The 15,972-nt window shown below is 61.1% G+C and carries 12 protein-coding genes; 1 reads left to right on the top strand and 11 read right to left on the bottom strand.

Features of this window, described 5'->3' with window-relative positions; translation table 11 throughout:
- Positions 1–22 precede the first annotated feature (22 nt).
- The 7 genes from KMZ29_RS07880 to KMZ29_RS07850 form a co-directional block, all read right to left on the bottom strand.
- Positions 23–1,774 carry a caspase family protein gene (locus KMZ29_RS07880; RefSeq protein WP_215623183.1) on the bottom strand — a complete coding sequence of 584 codons (1,752 nt, stop codon included), beginning with the start codon at positions 1,772–1,774 and terminating at the stop codon, positions 23–25.
- A gap of 208 nt (positions 1,775–1,982) precedes the next feature.
- Positions 1,983–3,308: a TRAP transporter large permease gene (locus KMZ29_RS07875; RefSeq protein ID WP_215623182.1), complete on the bottom strand. Its 1,326-nt coding sequence runs from the start codon at positions 3,306–3,308 to the stop codon at positions 1,983–1,985.
- Complete coding sequence (locus KMZ29_RS07870; RefSeq protein WP_215623181.1) at positions 3,305–3,880, bottom strand: TRAP transporter small permease; 576 nt, start codon at positions 3,878–3,880, stop codon at positions 3,305–3,307. The genes KMZ29_RS07875 and KMZ29_RS07870 overlap by 4 nt, the downstream gene beginning before the upstream one ends.
- 136 nt (positions 3,881–4,016) lie before the next feature.
- Positions 4,017–5,018 (bottom strand): TRAP transporter substrate-binding protein, encoded by a 1,002-nt coding sequence (locus KMZ29_RS07865; protein WP_215623180.1) that lies wholly within the window; start codon positions 5,016–5,018, stop codon positions 4,017–4,019.
- 676 nt (positions 5,019–5,694) lie between these two features.
- Complete coding sequence (locus KMZ29_RS07860; RefSeq protein WP_215623179.1) at positions 5,695–7,041, bottom strand: sigma-54-dependent transcriptional regulator; 1,347 nt, start codon at positions 7,039–7,041, stop codon at positions 5,695–5,697.
- On the bottom strand, positions 7,038–8,849 hold the full coding sequence (locus KMZ29_RS07855) for a sensor histidine kinase (RefSeq protein ID WP_215623178.1): 1,812 nt from the start codon (positions 8,847–8,849) through the stop codon (positions 7,038–7,040). Before KMZ29_RS07855 ends, KMZ29_RS07860 begins: the two co-directional genes overlap by 4 nt.
- A 221-nt stretch (positions 8,850–9,070) precedes the next feature.
- Complete coding sequence (locus tag KMZ29_RS07850; protein WP_215623177.1) at positions 9,071–10,630, bottom strand: 2-isopropylmalate synthase; 1,560 nt, start codon at positions 10,628–10,630, stop codon at positions 9,071–9,073.
- A 758-nt stretch (positions 10,631–11,388) separates the two neighbouring features.
- On the opposite strand from KMZ29_RS07850, the gene KMZ29_RS07845 reads away from it, so the two are divergent.
- Positions 11,389–11,562, top strand: a complete 174-nt coding sequence (locus KMZ29_RS07845) for a hypothetical protein (protein WP_215623176.1) — start codon at positions 11,389–11,391, stop codon at positions 11,560–11,562.
- Positions 11,563–11,785: 223 nt separating this feature from the next.
- Here KMZ29_RS07845 and KMZ29_RS07840 read toward each other — a convergent pair whose 3' ends face one another.
- The 4 genes from KMZ29_RS07840 to KMZ29_RS07825 all read right to left on the bottom strand — a co-directional run bounded on the left by KMZ29_RS07840 (position 11,786) and on the right by KMZ29_RS07825 (position 15,972).
- Positions 11,786–12,697 carry a polyphosphate kinase 2 family protein gene (locus tag KMZ29_RS07840; RefSeq protein WP_215623175.1) on the bottom strand — a complete coding sequence of 304 codons (912 nt, stop codon included), beginning with the start codon at positions 12,695–12,697 and terminating at the stop codon, positions 11,786–11,788.
- Positions 12,698–12,897: 200 nt separating this feature from the next.
- Positions 12,898–13,605: an NUDIX hydrolase gene (locus KMZ29_RS07835; RefSeq protein ID WP_215623174.1), complete on the bottom strand. Its 708-nt coding sequence runs from the start codon at positions 13,603–13,605 to the stop codon at positions 12,898–12,900.
- A 9-nt stretch (positions 13,606–13,614) separates the two neighbouring features.
- The gene (locus tag KMZ29_RS07830; protein ID WP_215623173.1) at positions 13,615–14,643 is read right to left on the bottom strand and encodes an ABC transporter substrate-binding protein; all 1,029 of its coding nucleotides are present in this window, start codon (positions 14,641–14,643) and stop codon (positions 13,615–13,617) included.
- 81 nt (positions 14,644–14,724) lie between these two features.
- Positions 14,725–15,972 (bottom strand): MFS transporter, encoded by a 1,248-nt coding sequence (locus tag KMZ29_RS07825; protein WP_369810087.1) that lies wholly within the window; start codon positions 15,970–15,972, stop codon positions 14,725–14,727.

Genomic DNA, 15,972 nt, shown 5'->3' with positions numbered 1-15,972 from the left:
TTGTTCGCGGGTAGCTGCATGCTTACCATCGTCCAAACCTGCCATTGGTCTGCTGTGGTTGGAAAGCAGATCCATGAGATTGCGTCGACACCACGCGGAGGCTGCCACCGCCGCTTCCCGGCGGTGTACCGATGTTGGACCGCGATATGCCCGCCGGCTGCCGATTGACGCCAATCTGCGGGAGCGGTTTCGCAGGCCGACCGTCGATGCGGTTCGCCGCTTCACCAAGCTTCGGGCCTTGCCCGCCGGCCTTGTTCAAACCACCGGTCGGCAGGTTTACGATCTTGCCCGAAGCGGCGCCGTTACTCCCGGCAGATGCGTTCGTGCCGGGAGACTGCAGCGTGACGATCCGACCGCCATTGCGGAACTTGTCCATGCCGGACTTGCCCGCAGCCATGTTGCCTAGCCCGCTCTGCAGAACATTTCCCTGTTGCGGGGAACGGCCCTGCAACAACCCGGATGCGCCGGGGTTGAGACCGGAATTGTCCCGCGACATGCCGAGAGTGCCGAGCTTGATCGAAGGCGGCGCGATGATCTGCGTGGGCTGCGAAAGCGGAACCATTTTCGGCTGCGCCGCCAGTTTCAGCGCATTCTGCGCATAGGGACCGTTCGAGAACTTGTCATAGAACGATTTGTACGCGACGGGGGAATTGGCGAGTACCGCATTGTGCCACGCCTTCGCCTGCACGAGACTGCCCAGCAGCGCGCGAATACGGTCGCACAAGGGGTCGTGCGGATAGAGCCGGATGAATTCCTGATAGTGCTCGACGGAATTTTCGGCCAGCACGTAGTCGTAGGCCTGGCGCGTGGCGCGCGAGGGAAGATTGTCCGCCACCTGGACGGCCTTCTCCGGCGCCGGCACTCTCGTCGCCGCAACCGCGGTATCGCCGAAGAAATAGAAATCGCGCGTCAGCGACGAGCTTTCCCAGGGGGTCTGCCGCCCGTCCGTTGAATTGTTCACATCGAGCCGGATACGCTTGAACAACTGCTCGATCGGGAGGTTTTTCTCATGCGCCAGCCGCAAGAACGCAGCCGCGTACGGGCTATGGGCGCCGGTGCCATCGAGCGCTTCAGTGCCCGGTGCGGTTGAATAGGCCACGATCGAGCCGTTCGGCGCATCGACGATCGCAAGTCCGCGTCCCGCATCATTGAGCGAGGGGAACGGATTATTGCGGCAGGCATCGAGGATAACAATCCGCATCCGGCTCGGAATCGTCTCCAACGTCGCCATCACATCGACGAGGCGGACCGAACCATTGACCAGATCGGGTTCGGAAGAGATCCTGGCGTCGACCGGAACGAGATAGTTTTCGCCCGCGAGCTGCACGCCGTGACCGGCATAGTACACCATCGCCACGGTGTTCGGGCCGCGACCGGCAATTTTGCCCGAGAAATCCTGCACGACCTGAATCATCTCATTGTGATTGAGATCCGTCGCTGAAATAACCTCGAAGCCCGCGGCATTGAGGAGTTGAGCCACGGCCTTCGCGTCGTTGGCGGGGTTCGAGAGCTGGGCAACGTTTCGGTAGTTCGAGTTGCCGATCACCAGCGCGACGCGCTGCTCCGGCCCCGTCAAGCCCAGCGAATTACCGGCGCGAGCCGGGTTCTCCGCCGCCTGGATCGATTTCTGGACCGAGGGCTGCGATTGCGCCGACTGTTCCACGGGGGCGGCTTCGGCTGCCGCTCGCTGGGCATGGGCCGGACGTGTCGGACCTGCCGCCAGCAGGCTGGCCAAAAGGCAGGCACCCAATAAAGTACTCTTGAATAAGCTCATGGCGTTCTCCCACAACAAATCTCTGCGTGAGATTGGATGCAGTTACGCTAGTGGCGGCGCATGCCGGCTGTATGTGATCTCGATCACAAACCGGCTTGCCAAGCCGGCTGGCGCGCCAAATGGAATTTAGCCAACCCGGTTCCGAGCCCGCGATCATGCCCGGCGGGTAACCGCCTTCGCGCGATCGCGGCACGCCGATCGAGATCCTTCAGAGCATGCCGAGCGCGCGCGGCAGCCACAGCGAGATTTCCGGCACGTAGGTGACGACGCCGAGGAAGATCAGCATGGTCAAGAGCCAAGGCCATACCGCGATCGTCAGTTCGGTGATGCCCATCTTGGCGATACCCGACGCCACATAGAGGTTGAGCCCGACCGGCGGGTGGCACATGCCGACTTCCATGTTGACGACCATCAGGATGCCCAGATGCACCGGGTGAATCCCGAGCTTGACCGCCACCGGAAACAGGATCGGCGCCATGATCAGCACGATCGAGGACGCCTCCATCACATTGCCGGCGATCAGCAGCAGCACGTTGACGATCAGCAGGAAGATGATCCAGTCGACGCCGACCGACGTGATCCACGCGGCGATGTGCTGCGGAATATTCTCATTCGCCATCAGGAACGAGAACAGCACCGCATTGGTGATGATGTAGAGAATCATCGCGCTCATATTGGCGGAGCCGAGCAGGACCTTGGGCACGTCCCTGAGCCCCATGTCCTTGTACACGAACACCGCGATGACGAAGGCATAGACCGCGCTGACGGCTGCAGCTTCGGTCGGCGTGAACAGGCCGGCATAGATCCCGCCGAGCACGATCAGGATCAGCAGCAGCCCCCACATGCATTTCTGGAATGCAACAAAGCGCTCGGTCCAGCTCGCGCGCGGCAATCGCGGATAGTCGTTCTTCCAGGCGCGGTAGAACGTCGTCAGTCCGAGCAGCGTCGCCAGCATGATACCGGGGATGACGCCCGCCATGAACATCTGTCCGACCGAAGCCGACGAGACACGAAGGCCGGCGGGATCGAGTGCGACGCTGCCGCCGGTCGCCACGCAATAGATCACCATCACGATCGATGGCGGGATCAGGATGCCGAGCGCGCCGGAGGTGGTGATGACGCCGGCGCCGAAGCGCTTGGGGAAACCCTGCTTCACCATCGCCGGCATCATGATCGAGCCGATCGCGATCACGGTCGCCGGCGACGAGCCCGACACCGCGGCGAACAGTGCGCAGGCCATCACGCCCGCGAGACCCAGCCCGCCGTGCCAGTGCCCGACCATCGAAGTGGCAAAATTGATCATGCGGCGCGCGACGCCGCCATGGGTCAGGAAGTTGCCGGCAAGAATGAAGAACGGGATCGCCATGATCTCGAAATTGTCGATGCCGGTAAACAGTTTCAGCGCCACCGACTCGGTCGGGACATTCGTCATCGTGTAGATGAAGGTCAGAACCGTCATGCCGAGCGCAATCGAGATCGGCATGCCCGTCAGCATCAGCGCGATCAGGAGTCCGAAGATGAATAGGCTGCTCATCGCGTGACCTCCGCGGCGCCGATACCTGGCGCGTCGACGTCGATTCCCTCGACATGGGCGTGGTCATGGTGCGGCAATTCGCCGGTGCGCCAGTAAGTGTACGCGACCTGGAGAAAACGGAAACACATCAGATAGGAGCCGAGCGGAATGCAGAGATAGATGATCCAGCTTGGAATTTCGAGATCGGGCGAGACCTGATCGGTAAACATCAGCCCGAAGACGAATTTTGCGCCCATGGTGCCGATCACGGCGGTGAAGAAGGCGCCGCAGAACAGCCCGAACAGCACCACGATGTTCCGCCACGGCGGCTTGAGCTGGTTGACCAGGACGTCGACGCCGACGTGAATGCCGGTACGCACGCCATAGGCCGCGCCGAACTTCGCCACCCACACGAACATGTAGATGCACAGTTCCTGCGCCCAGGACAGGTTGATCGGAAACAGCAGCGGATAAAGGAAGGGAATTCCGATGAGATAGCGATGCATCACCGCAAGAAAGATGATGAACGTCGCGAGCGCCATCAGCGTCGCGATCAGTATCTCCTCTAGCCGATCGAGGATGCGAAGAAACATGAACTCCCCCCATGCGGATCATCCTTGGAGCCAAGGCGGATGATCTCGCGCATTCCCTTTTGCGGCCAAAACGGCCGCAGTCCCCCAGACGTGAAAAGGCTTCCGTGCCGAGGCACGGAAGCCTTCCGACGTCGCTTTAGTTGGTCGCGCCCCTCGTCTCCTTGAGGAATTCGTCAATCACGGACTGGCCGACGCGCGATGCCACATCCTTGTAGACCGGCTCGAGCGCCTTGCGCATCGCCGCATCCTGTTCCGGCGTCAGCGTGACGATTTCGCTCTTGCCGGTCTTCTTGATCTCCGCCAGCGCGTCGTCGTTTTCCTTCTGCGACTGGTTGTTGCCGAAGGCGGTGGCTTCCTTCATGGCCTTGTCGAGTTGGGGCTTGATATCGGCCGGAATGCCATCCCAGAACTTCTTGTTCACCACCACGATATAGCCGATGTAGCCGTGATTGGTATTGGTGATGTACTTCTGCACTTCATGCATCTTCTGGGTGTAGATGTTCGACCAGGTATTTTCCTGCCCGTCGACCACGCCGGTCTGCAGCGCCTGATAGACTTCCGAGAAAGCCATCACCTGCGGAATCGAACCAAGCGTACGGAACTGCGCTTCCAGCACCTTCGAGGACTGAATGCGGAATTTCAGGCCCTTGTAATCGGCGGGCGCGACCAGCTTCTTGTTGGCGCTCATCTGCTTGAAGCCGTTGTCCCAGTATGCAAGCCCGGTCATGCCCTTGGCATCGAGCAGCTTGAGCAGCTTGGCGCCGAGCGGACCGTCGGTGACTTTGCGCAGCGCCTTGATGTCCGGCAGGACATAGGGAAGATCGAAAACCTCGAATTCCTTGACGCCGATCGGGCCGAACTTGGCGTTCGACGGCGCCAGCATCTGCACCGCGCCAAGCTGCAGCGCCTCCAGCTCTTCCTTGTCCTTGTAGAGCTGCGAATTCGGATAGACTTCGACCTTCACCTTGCCGCCGGTGTACTTCTCCGCCAGTTCCTTGAATTTCTCGGAGGCGAGACCCTTCGGCGTGTTCGGCGCGACCACGTGGCTGAATTTGATGACGATCGGAGCCTGCGCCGCCGCGGGCCCTGCCAGTGCCAATGCCGCGACCGACGCAGCAGCCAAAACCAATTTACGCATTTTTCCTCCCACATGATTTTCCCGAAGCGCGCGAGCTACGCGGCTCCGATACCGTTATTCCTGCGACACCAATACAGAGAAGCCGGCTGAAATGCCATTGCTCGTTAGCAGGGGCCACTTCGCAAATTTTGCTGCATTGCAAAAGAAACGACGCTCGCGTGCGGCGTTTCCCTGCAATGCGCCCTTGCTGCCGGTCGACATTGTCGCTGAGCTCGAAATGATCGGACTGCGATTCACGCTGAAGCCTCGTGGTGACGAGGTTGCGTTCGGAATGCCCGAAGCTCGTTTACGCACGCCTTATTGGCCGCAAGAGCCATGACCGTTGTCCCCCTCTCCCCGGCCCGTTCTTTGAGTGGGCGCCGTGGGAATCTGCATATCAACCTCGCTGCCAGCCGGCAGCAGATGGAAACACTTGAGCAAACGGCGTGCCAAGGTCCCGCGTGTTACCGCTTCGTTGAAAGTATGCGGGAATTTTCGACAAAGCGATCGAAACTCCGCAGCGATGTCCGATCTGACGCACAACACATGGGATGAACGTGCGCAATCTCGCACGTCCGTCCGACGCCGGGGACTTCGATCCCGGATACTGCAACGACGGTCGATGGCTAAATCGAAGTCCCCGACAGTCAAGCCCGCCTGGTCAGCGATTTGAAACTCCCGGCACCGACAACGCAATTCATTCATAGTCCGCGCGATTGATTCCGTGTCTCTGCATCTTGTCGTAAAAGGTTTTCCGGGGAATGCCGAGTGCCGCCACCGTCAAGCGAACATCCCCATGATTTTCAGACAATGTTTGGCGAATTAGATCGCCTTCGTAGCGCTCAACCCTGGTAGGCAATGAGTCACCGCTCGTTTTTGCTTCCGAGTCAGGATTTGATTCGTCATCACCCAACCCCAGCGCAACGCGCTCCGCAAAATGAGAGAGCTCCCGAACATTTCCGGGCCACTGATGCTCCATAAGATGACGATGAAGAGCCCTGTTGATTTCAACAGGCTTGGTCTTGAACCGGCTCGCCGCCTTGTTCAGGAAGTGCGCGAACAGCAGCGGGATATCTTCCCTGCGTTCCCTGAGCGGCGGGATCGAGATCGTCACGACGTTCAATCGAAAGAACAGATCCTCCCGGAAGCTGCTTCGCTGTGCCGGATGGCCGAGATCAACCTTGGATGCGGCGACCACGCGAAGGTCGACGGCCCGCAGGTCGTTGGTTCCAAGCGGCGCGACCTCGCGAGCCTCGAGAACCCGCAGGAGCTTGACTTGCGTCGAAACCGGCATGCTCTCGATTTCATCCAGGAACAGCGTTCCGCCGCTCGAATACTCGATACGGCCGATGCGTCGTTTCTGGGCGCCCGTGAACGCGCCGGGCTCATGCCCAAACAATTCGCTCTCGATCATGGTTTCCGGGAGAGCCCCGCAGTTGAGCGCAACAAAGTGCCCTGCGCGCCGCTTGCTCCAGCGATGAAGGAGGTTGGCGACGACTTCCTTGCCGCTGCCGGTTTCACCGGCGATCAGCACATCAACGTCTGCATCGGCAATCTGACGCAACGTATTGCGCAACCGCTGCATGGATGGCGTTTGCCCGATCAAGGGCAATTCCTGCGTCGCAGCCTCGGTAGCCAGATAAAGACGCCGATTTTCCATGACCAACCGCCGCATTTCGGCAGCGCGTCGAACGCTATGGATCAGCCGGTCCACGGCGAAGGGTTTCGCGATGAAATCATAGGCCCCTTCGCGCATGGCATCGACAGCCATCGGAATGTCCCCGTGTCCGGTAATCAAGATCACCGGCATGGCAGGGTCGGTTTCTTTCAACCGCCTGAATAATTGCAGCCCGCTGATCTGCGGCATCCGGATGTCGGTGACGACGACGCCATCGAAATTGCCGTTCAACACCGTTAGTGCGGAGCTGGCCGAGCTGAACGACAAGACACGAAATCCGGCCAGCTCGAGCGTTTGCGAATTGGCGTGCCGGAGGGTTTCGTCGTCGTCGACAAAAACGACCGTTGTTTGGGAGTTCTCATTCATTGGAATCTTCTCAGGACAACCGTGAAACACGTTTCCCTCTCCTGGATCCTCTTCACGTCGATTCTTCCTCCCAGATCGATCACGATGTCATTCGAGATGACGAGCCCGAGACCGAGCCCATTGGCCTTGGCCGTCCTGAACGGGGTGAAGAGGGTATTCAGGACATGCTGCGGAATGCCGGGGCCGTTGTCCGACACCGACAATTCAACTTCGTCACCCGCGACGTCGAGCCTGATGTGAATGCTTCCGTCGACGCTGTCCTTGGTTGCATCGAGCGCGTTCTGAACGAGATTCACCAGCACCTGTTCCAGACGGGTTCGATTTGCGGAGACGACGAGATCGCCAATTGGATAGTGACATTCAATCGACGTGGATTGAGCTCGAATCCGGCTCCCCAGAAGCAGCAGAGCACCCTCGATTGCCTCCATGCTGCTGACAGGTCCGATCTCACCCGGGCCCTTTCGACTGAAGCTGCGAAGCCCATCGGTAATTGTTCCGATGCGGTCCGTCAGAGAGGCGATCATGGCGAGATTGTCCTGAACATGCATCTTGTCGTCGCGATCGAGAAACGCGCGGGCGTTGTCGGCATAGGCCCGGATTGCCGCCACCGGCTGGTTGATCTCGTGCGCCACGCCGGCGGTAATCTGGCCTAACGAAGCAAGCCGGTTCGCCTGCGACAGATCCTCCATGAGCGTGTGCAGTTTATTCTCGGTTCTCTGACGTTCGCCTATTTCCCATTCCAGCCGCTCGTTCGCCTGGCGCAGATCGTGCGTTCGAACCTCGACATGGTGCTCCAGCTCAATTCGCGCGGCTGCAGCCTCTGCCGCGAGAGCGGAAGTTCGCTCGCGCCGATAAAGCAGCACGGCGCCGAGCCCCAGGATCGGCACGAGAACGAGACCGAGAGACAGGCGCGCCTCGCTGACACGACCCGCGACGGCGTCCGCAGCCGGAACCAGGAGATGCAACTGCCAGCCCGTCGTCCTGACAGGAGCCTCAATCTTCAGAAAATTGCCGGATTGCTTTGCGTCCGGCAGGCGGGCTGCAACGACTTGAGCGGGGTGGCCGCCGAATGTGTCATCCCTGACCTTGTTGATCGGAAGCGGCCGAAGCGGAGCCTCTCCAAATTGCAGACTCGCCCGAATTGACGCTGCGTCGCCGGCAGAGAGTGGCGTCTCCGTCATGAACCGCCAATTCTGGTTGCTGGTGATCAGGACAATGCCGCGTTCCTCGGTGACGTAGGACGGCATGTCTGAGCGGCCCCAACCGGCCTCCACTTGATCGAATTCCAGCTTGACGACCACGATGCCCAGAACGCCCGCCGGGCCATCCACGCGGCGGGAGATATAGAGACCTGGCCGCCGGCTGACGGTACCGAGGGCAAAATACTCGGCACTGCCCTTGTCGACAGCCAGCGAGTAGTAAGGGCGGAAGCGATAGCTGTTGCCGACGAAACTCGTCGTCGTTTTCCAGTTGCTCGCAGCGAGTGTGCGGCCGTCGGCATCCAGGAGGTAAATCACGGAGGCGCGGATCCCCTCCGCCAGGCCCTCGAATTTCCTGTCGAGCAGTTCAACTTTGCCGGGATCGCGCGAGGTGAGCGCGGCCTCCACATCGGGATCGGTGGACAAGATGAATGGAATGGACCGGTGCTTCTCAAGCTCGCTGCGCAGCACCGTTGCATTGAGGTCTGCCGCGCTCCGCGCTCTCGTTTTCAGCCCTTCGTATGCTTTCGTTCGTCCGTAATCGCCGGCCAGCCACAAGGCGACCGTCAACGCCACGCCGGAAACAGCGGCGTAGAGGATGAGCACCATGCGAAACCGTGGGGTAGGGAAAATTGCCACTTGTGAGCCCGCCAGGGGCAGTTGCGCATAAATTCACACAAACTTCCATAGAGCCCTGTGCGGAAATCCGCCAACTTCGCGCCAGCAATACGATTTCAATAGTAATTTCAAATATTTAATTCCGATGCACAAACGCGACGCCGATGGCGCCGCGTTTGTCGTCTATTGAAAATGGCGTCCTTCTGAATCGCTCAGCTCGCCGCCACCGCCGGCATGTCGCGCTGGCGCTTCATGACGATCTTGTTGAGCGCCCCGAGATAGGCCTTGGCCGAAGCCACCAGCGTATCCGGATCGGACGCCTTCGACGTCATCGAGCGGCCCTCATGGGCGAGCCGCACCGACACCTCGGCCTGCGCGTCGGTGCCTTCGGTGACCGCGTGGACCTGATAGAGCTCGAGCTTTGCTTCGTGCGGCACCAGCGCCTTGATGCAGTTGAACACTGCATCGACCGGACCGTTGCCCTCCGCTTCCTCGATCTTGATCTGGCCATCGACATCGAGCTTCATGGTGGCGCGCTGCGGACCATGGGTGCCCGCGATCACCGTCAGCGAGGTCAGCTTGATGCGGTCATGGGAAGCGGCGATCTCCTGATCGACCAGCGCCTCGATGTCCTCGTCGTAGATGTCCTTCTTGCGGTCGGCCAGCGCCTTCATCCGCCCGAACGCATCTTCCAGCTGGTTGGGACCGAGCTTGTAGCCCATCTCTTCCAGCTTGTGCACGAAGGCATGGCGTCCCGAATGCTTGCCCAGCACCAGCGACGACTTCTTCAGGCCGACCATCTCCGGCCGCATGATCTCGTAGGTCGATGCGTCCTTGAGCACGCCGTCCTGATGGATACCGCTCTCATGCGCGAACGCGTTCCGGCCCACGATCGCCTTGTTGTACTGCACCGGGAACGAGGTCGCCGCCGACACCAGCTTCGAGGCCCGCGTCAGCATGGTGGTGTCGATCTTGTTCCAATAGGGAAACCGGTCGTTGCGGATGTTGATCGCCATCACGACTTCCTCGAGCGCGGCATTGCCTGCCCGCTCGCCGATGCCGTTGACGGTGCATTCGATCTGCCGCGCGCCGCCGGCCAGGCCTGCCAGCGAGTTCGCAACCGCCATGCCGAGATCGTTATGGCAGTGCACCGAGAACACCGCTTTGTCGGAATTCGGCACCCGCTCGATCAGCGTGCGCATGAAGGCCGTGTATTCCTCCGGCACGGTGTAACCGACGGTATCGGGAATATTGACCGTGGTGGCGCCGGCCTTGATCACGGCCTCGACGATGCGGCAGAGAAAGTCCATCTCGCTGCGGGTACCGTCCTCCGCCGACCATTCGACGTCGTCGATGTGGTTGCGCGCGCGGGTGACGTTGGCGATCGAGGTTTCTATCACCTGCTCCGGGGTCATGTTGAGCTTGACCCGCATGTGCAGCGGCGAGGTCGCGATCACGGTATGGACGCGGCCGCGCCTGGCGAACTTCACCGCCTCGGCGCAGCGGTCGATGTCCTTCGGATGCGCCCGCGACAGCCCGGCGATGACCGAGTTCTTGGAGCGCCGGGCGATCTCGCTGACCGCCTGGAAGTCGCCTTCGGAGGTGATCGGGAAGCCGGCCTCGATGACGTCGACGCCCATGTCGTCGAGCATCTCGGCGATCTCGAGCTTCTCCTCGAACGTCATGGTGGCGCCGGGGCACTGTTCGCCGTCGCGCAGGGTGGTGTCGAATATGATTACGCGGTCCTTGGCGGACTTGTTGGCGGTGGTCATCTGCTGAATTCCTTTTGGGTCGTGCGCCATGCGAGCGCTGAAGGGTCTGGTGATCTCGCGCGAACCCCTGAGTGCCCAGGCGCTAACCGCCCAGACGGCCCTCAGGGGCCGATAAGAAGCAGAAGCCCGCCAAGAAGCAGGGTGGGCAGTGACGCAGCCGGAATCGCGCCGGGACGGACGGCAGTCGCCGCTCCCCCGTGAACTCCAACCTTTTCGCTGCGAATCAGCATTGCCAGACCCTTGGGACGCAGAATCCTCGGCCAAAACCATTGACGGTTCGTTGCCGGGACGGCGCTCCGGGGCGGTTCTAGACGAGAAAGGGGCCTGATCGCAACGCCAAAAGATGGTCAGATGGGCTGACCTAATTGCCGCCGGCACGGACTTCATCCCCGGCGGCGCCCCTGCAATGTCGATCCCGGTCCCGTGAAGCCGCTTCATCCCGGCCGGACCTCGAAACATCCGGCGACGCCGACGAAGCCATTTTCTCAGGACCGGGAAAACCGCCGGAAACGAAGCCCCCCTACAGTGACGCCCGACGATCAAACAACGGAGTGCGATCATGTGGGCGCTAATCAGCTTGATTTACCGCGAGTATTGCCGGGCGCGCCTGGCGGAGATGCGCAGGTTTCACCTCGCGACGATCGCCTGAAGACCCGGCCAGGCGCCGGTTCAACACGGCGATTTGAACGGCGCCGGCCGGGCGCAACACGAAGGGCCCACCCACATAGGAGGGCAGAGTTTCAGCACAGAGATGTCCCATGCCCAATGCCAAGGATCTGATTGAACGGGCACGAATGTTCGAAGAACGGGCAGAAACGGCTGCCGACCCGATTACGCGACAGCACTACAGGGAAATGGCAGCGCATTATCGCTCGCTGTCGGTCGAGCATCAGGAAGTAACGCGCCAGCGGGAACACGAAGCAGCGCACTGATCCCGCAAACGGCAGAGCGCCACTGTCCATGTCGCCTGAAGGTGGCTCCATCCGGAACTGCCGATTCAAATTCTCAAGCAACACGCCGTTCCCAGGCACGGCTTCGCGATCTCGCGGGCCTGATATACGCAAGGTTTGCTTGAATTTTCCGCCCCCTCCATTCAGAGGGCGCAACGACGGGCAAATCATCTGCAGCACGCAAGAGCAGCGTCGCCCTCCCCGCTCAGTCCTTGCCCTCGCCGAGCAGCGCCTTGCGCACCTGCTTGAACTCCTGCAGCGAAGCCTTGTCGGCGCGCGGGAATTTCAGGTCGAGCTTGTCGAGCGCGCTGACGATAACGGAGCCGATCACCACCCGCGCGAACCATCTGTGGTCCGCCGGCACCACATACCACGGGGCCAGCGCCGTCGAGGTGTGCCGGACGATGTCCTGATACACGGCCTGGTATCGCGGCCACAGCGCGCGCTCGGCGATATCGCCCATCGAGAATTTCCAGTTCTTGGCGGGCTCGTCCAGCCGCTCCAGGAAGCGCTCGCGCTGCTCTTCTTTCGAGAGGTTGAGAAAGAATTTCAGGATCACCGTGCCATTACGCGCGAGATAACGCTCGAACGCGGAGATGTCCTCGAACCGCTCGCGCCAGATGTGCTTGGTGATCAGGACAGGCGGGATCTTCTCCTTGGCCAGGATCTCGGGGTGCACCCGCGTCACCAGGCATTCCTCGTAATAGGAGCGGTTGAAGATGCCGATGCGACCGCGCTCCGGCAGCGCGATCGTGGTGCGCCACATGAAATCATGGTCGAGCTCGTGGGAGGTCGGCTGCTTGAACGAATAGACCTCGCAACCCTGCGGATTGACGCCCTCGAAGACGCTCTTGATGGCGCTGTCCTTGCCCGACGCGTCCATGCCCTGAAAGATCAAGAGCAGCGACCAGCGATCCTGCGCGTAGAGCTTTTCCTGGAAATCGCTCAAACGTTTGCGGTTGGCCTCGAGAATCGTTTCCGATTTTTCCTTGTCGAGGCCGCCCTTCTCGTCGGTCTTGTGCGACTTGAGATGAAACTTGCCCGATCCGTCGAAGCGGAACGGCGCAATGAAAGGCTTCAGCTGGTCGCCAAGCGATTGCGAAGAGTTATTGCCCATGGCTTCTGGAGCTCCGTTGGCTGGTGGGTCTGGACGCTACATGGCGCCCTTGCGCGGCGCCAGACCAGCTCGTCACTGCGAGCCAACGGGTCGCCCGAATGTGCGCCCGATGACGGGCTCCGCGAAGCAATCCAGAGTCGCGGCCGCCAGACTGGATTGCTTCGTCGCTATCGCTCCTCGCAATGACGCCAGTGCGCACCTTAAAACGAGGCGTCTAGCTGCTTCTCGATGAACGCGGTGACGAAGCGCGGCATCGCGGCTGACAGATCGGAAGTCGCACGCACCAGATGGATGGCGGAAAATTCGGGCTGTTGCTGCCGGGCAAGATTGGCCTCGATCCTGGCGCGCAGTTCCTCGCCCGTGAGAGCGACGTTCAATATCCTGATCAGCGCAATGATCCCGTCGTAGCGCACGCAATCCCACTGCGCGCCGGCCTGATAATCGTCGGGCGTCAGGCCGGTCTCCTCCTCGACTTCGCGGGCGACGCTGCCGGAAAGATCGACCGCGCCATCCCTGATGTCATGAAGATCGGGTGTTCCCGCGGGAAAGTAGATGCGCCCGGCATTCGAGGTGTGCTGTGCCATCTCGCCGAGCACGAAGGTGCCATCGGAGCAGCGCAGCGCGCCCATTCCAGGACTGTTGACGACGTCCCGATCCGGAAAACCCCAATCGCGCCAGGCCAGGAAACTGGCGAAATCGGTCTCGAAATAGTCGGCGCTGAAGCTGGTCCCGGTGAAGGCCGGGTTGCGCGCCAGCAGAACCCGGCCGTTCCAGATCTGCGGTTTCTCGCGCTGCCTGGCCTTGAAATGCGCGTCGATGTCGGCGCGCCGCGCTTGCGCGAACGGCCACGACCAGGGCTGCACGTTCAGATCGAGCGTCGCGACGCGATGAAAAACCGGAAGCGTCATCGCGGAAGTCTATTTCGCATTCGTCCCCGTCGTCTTCTTCGCCTGCTCGACGAATTTGTTGGTGAAGGTTTTGCTGAGGTCGATCTTGGCTTTGGCGACCTCGGGCGAACCTTCGCTGAACACCGCGAGCACCGCGTCCGCCCCCTTGGGATCCATCCTGCCGGTCAACGAATACATCGGGATCGTGTTCTTGAGCGCGGCCAGATAGAGCTCCTTGTTCTTGCCGACCATTTCCGGCGGCATTTTCGCCATGATTTCTTCGGGCGAATGCGAATGGATCCAGGCCAGCGTATTCACGATCGCATTGGTCAGGGCCTGCGCCTCCTTTTCGTGCGAATTGACCCAGGCCGTCGTGGAATAGAGCGAGCCGCCCGGATATTCGCCGCCGAACACTTCGAGCGTATCCTTCTGGGTGCGGGTATCTGCGAGGATGCGCAGGTCCGGATGGTTGCCCTGCAGCACGGTGACCGACGGATCCAGCATCACGGCCGCGTCGATCTGGCCCTGCTGCATCGCCGCAACCGCGGTGGCGCCGAGGCCGACGCCGATCACCGAAGCGCTCGCGGGATCGAGGCCGTTCTTCTTCAGGAGATATTTGAGAAAGAAGTCGGTCGAGGAGCCCGGCGCGCTGACGCCGACCTTCTTGCCGGCCAGATCCTTGATCGACTTGATTTCGGCGTTATGGGAGGGCGACACCACCAGAACCAGTCCCGGATAGCGGTCGTAGACGACGAAGGCCGTCATCTCCTGCTTCTTGGCGGCGAGATTGACGCAGTGGTCGAAATAGCCGGACACCACGTCGGCGCTGCCGCCGAGCACCGCCTTCAGCGCGTCGGAACCGCCCTTGAGGTCGACCAGCTCGACCGCGAGGCCGGCCTTTTCGTATTCGCCGAGCTGCCTCGCCAGCACGGTCGGCAGGTAGCACAGGCAGGCGCCGCCCCCGATCGCAACGGTGACCTTGCTCTGCGCCGCCGCAAGACCCGATGTCAGCACCAGCGCCAACAGTGTCCCGGCCAGCCTGCCGACAATCGTTCTCATGGTTTCCTCCAATGCGCTCATTCGTTGCATGCACGATAGAGCAGCGCGCGCCGCTTGAGAAGGCGGCTTTCCGACCGCTGTTCAATCGCGTGCCCTACCCCGAACCACGATCGCCGCGGCAACCAGCTCCAGGGCGATACAGAGCGCAAGGACAGCATCATAGTCGCCGCTCCAGCCGCGAACGAGACCGACAAGCCATGGACCAAGCGCACCAACGGTTCCGCTGATCGCGCTCGATAGCCCCATGACGATGGCAAAGCCTGCGGCACTGAACTCGCGATGAATGATCAGCGGTGGCAAGGTAATGATATTACCGACTGAAAAACCGAATACTGCACAAGCAACCAGTACGATCGGCACGATATCGCTCTGCAGGATGGTCAGGAGCGCTGCCGCCTGACTCACGAGAGATGCGGCGGTGACGAGCCGCGGATCGAGCCGGTCGACAACCATGCCGAGGCCAACGCGTCCAGCGATCGCCATGATCGTCATAACTGAAACCGCGAACCCCGCGCTAGTACGGCCGATCTTCGGTTCAAGCAACGCGATCTGGTGCACGATGAAACCAACCTGAGCCAACAGGGCAAGCGCAAATGGTACCGAGATTGTCCAGAATGCCAGGCTACGCATGAGCTTCGCGCGCGAGATGTCGCTCGGTGCGGAAGACACTTGGGCTTGCGACGAATCAATGGCCGGCCTCTCAGCCGCACCGCCACCCCATGGCGGGCCGACCCAGGCGAGAGCGCCGGGTACGAGAACGGCAACCATGATCGCAGTTGCGGTCAGCATCGCGGCCGGGAAGCCTAACCGTTCAACAAGAAGCACGAGCAAAGGCGTAACCACGACCCCGCCGGCACTCGCCCCGGTAAACGCGAGGCTGATGGCGAGACCGCGACGGCGCACGAACCACAGACTCACGACCGTCGCGATTACGACCGTCCCCATGCCAATCCACCCGAGAGACATCAGGATGAAAGCGGCGTAGAGCTGCCACGGAGCGGTCGCCAATGCGAGCAGGGTCGTCGACGACGCCAGAGCCGCAATTCCGAGCAGAACTAGCCGCTTCGGGCCCAGCCGGGCCACGAGCTCGTTGGTAAACGTCGCAAAGATATTGCTGAGCAAGAAGGACAGTGTGCTCGCGCCCGAGATGAGGGCCGCCGGCCAGCCGTTCAGACGCTGCAGCTCGGCAAGGTAGACGCCATGACCGTAAAGGCCAAAGCCAAAGAGAAACACCGCCATCAGGAAGCACGCGAGTACGACGCGCCAGCCGGCATAGCGCAGCGCCGTCTCATCAGACGGGCTTGTGTCCTGTGCGAGGATCATCTGCAT

Origin of the sequence: Bradyrhizobium sediminis, from assembly GCF_018736085.1 — a bacterium.
Lineage (GTDB): Bacteria > Pseudomonadota > Alphaproteobacteria > Rhizobiales > Xanthobacteraceae > Bradyrhizobium > Bradyrhizobium sediminis.
This window is presented reverse-complemented; position numbering and strand designations above follow the sequence as displayed.

Coding starts and splice junctions, on each gene's coding strand:
- KMZ29_RS07850 (WP_215623177.1), bottom strand. CDS start 10,630: ATGACCACCGCCAACAAGTCCGCCAAGGACCGCGTAATCATATTCGAC.
- KMZ29_RS07830 (WP_215623173.1), bottom strand. CDS start 14,643: ATGAGAACGATTGTCGGCAGGCTGGCCGGGACACTGTTGGCGCTGGTG.
- KMZ29_RS07825 (WP_369810087.1), bottom strand. CDS start 15,972: ATGCAGATGATCCTCGCACAGGACACAAGCCCGTCTGATGAGACGGCG.
- KMZ29_RS07840 (WP_215623175.1), bottom strand. CDS start 12,697: ATGGGCAATAACTCTTCGCAATCGCTTGGCGACCAGCTGAAGCCTTTC.
- KMZ29_RS07880 (WP_215623183.1), bottom strand. CDS start 1,774: ATGAGCTTATTCAAGAGTACTTTATTGGGTGCCTGCCTTTTGGCCAGC.
- KMZ29_RS07855 (WP_215623178.1), bottom strand. CDS start 8,849: ATGGTGCTCATCCTCTACGCCGCTGTTTCCGGCGTGGCGTTGACGGTC.
- KMZ29_RS07860 (WP_215623179.1), bottom strand. CDS start 7,041: ATGAATGAGAACTCCCAAACAACGGTCGTTTTTGTCGACGACGACGAA.
- KMZ29_RS07870 (WP_215623181.1), bottom strand. CDS start 3,880: ATGTTTCTTCGCATCCTCGATCGGCTAGAGGAGATACTGATCGCGACG.
- KMZ29_RS07865 (WP_215623180.1), bottom strand. CDS start 5,018: ATGCGTAAATTGGTTTTGGCTGCTGCGTCGGTCGCGGCATTGGCACTG.
- KMZ29_RS07845 (WP_215623176.1), top strand. CDS start 11,389: ATGCCCAATGCCAAGGATCTGATTGAACGGGCACGAATGTTCGAAGAA.
- KMZ29_RS07835 (WP_215623174.1), bottom strand. CDS start 13,605: ATGACGCTTCCGGTTTTTCATCGCGTCGCGACGCTCGATCTGAACGTG.
- KMZ29_RS07875 (WP_215623182.1), bottom strand. CDS start 3,308: ATGAGCAGCCTATTCATCTTCGGACTCCTGATCGCGCTGATGCTGACG.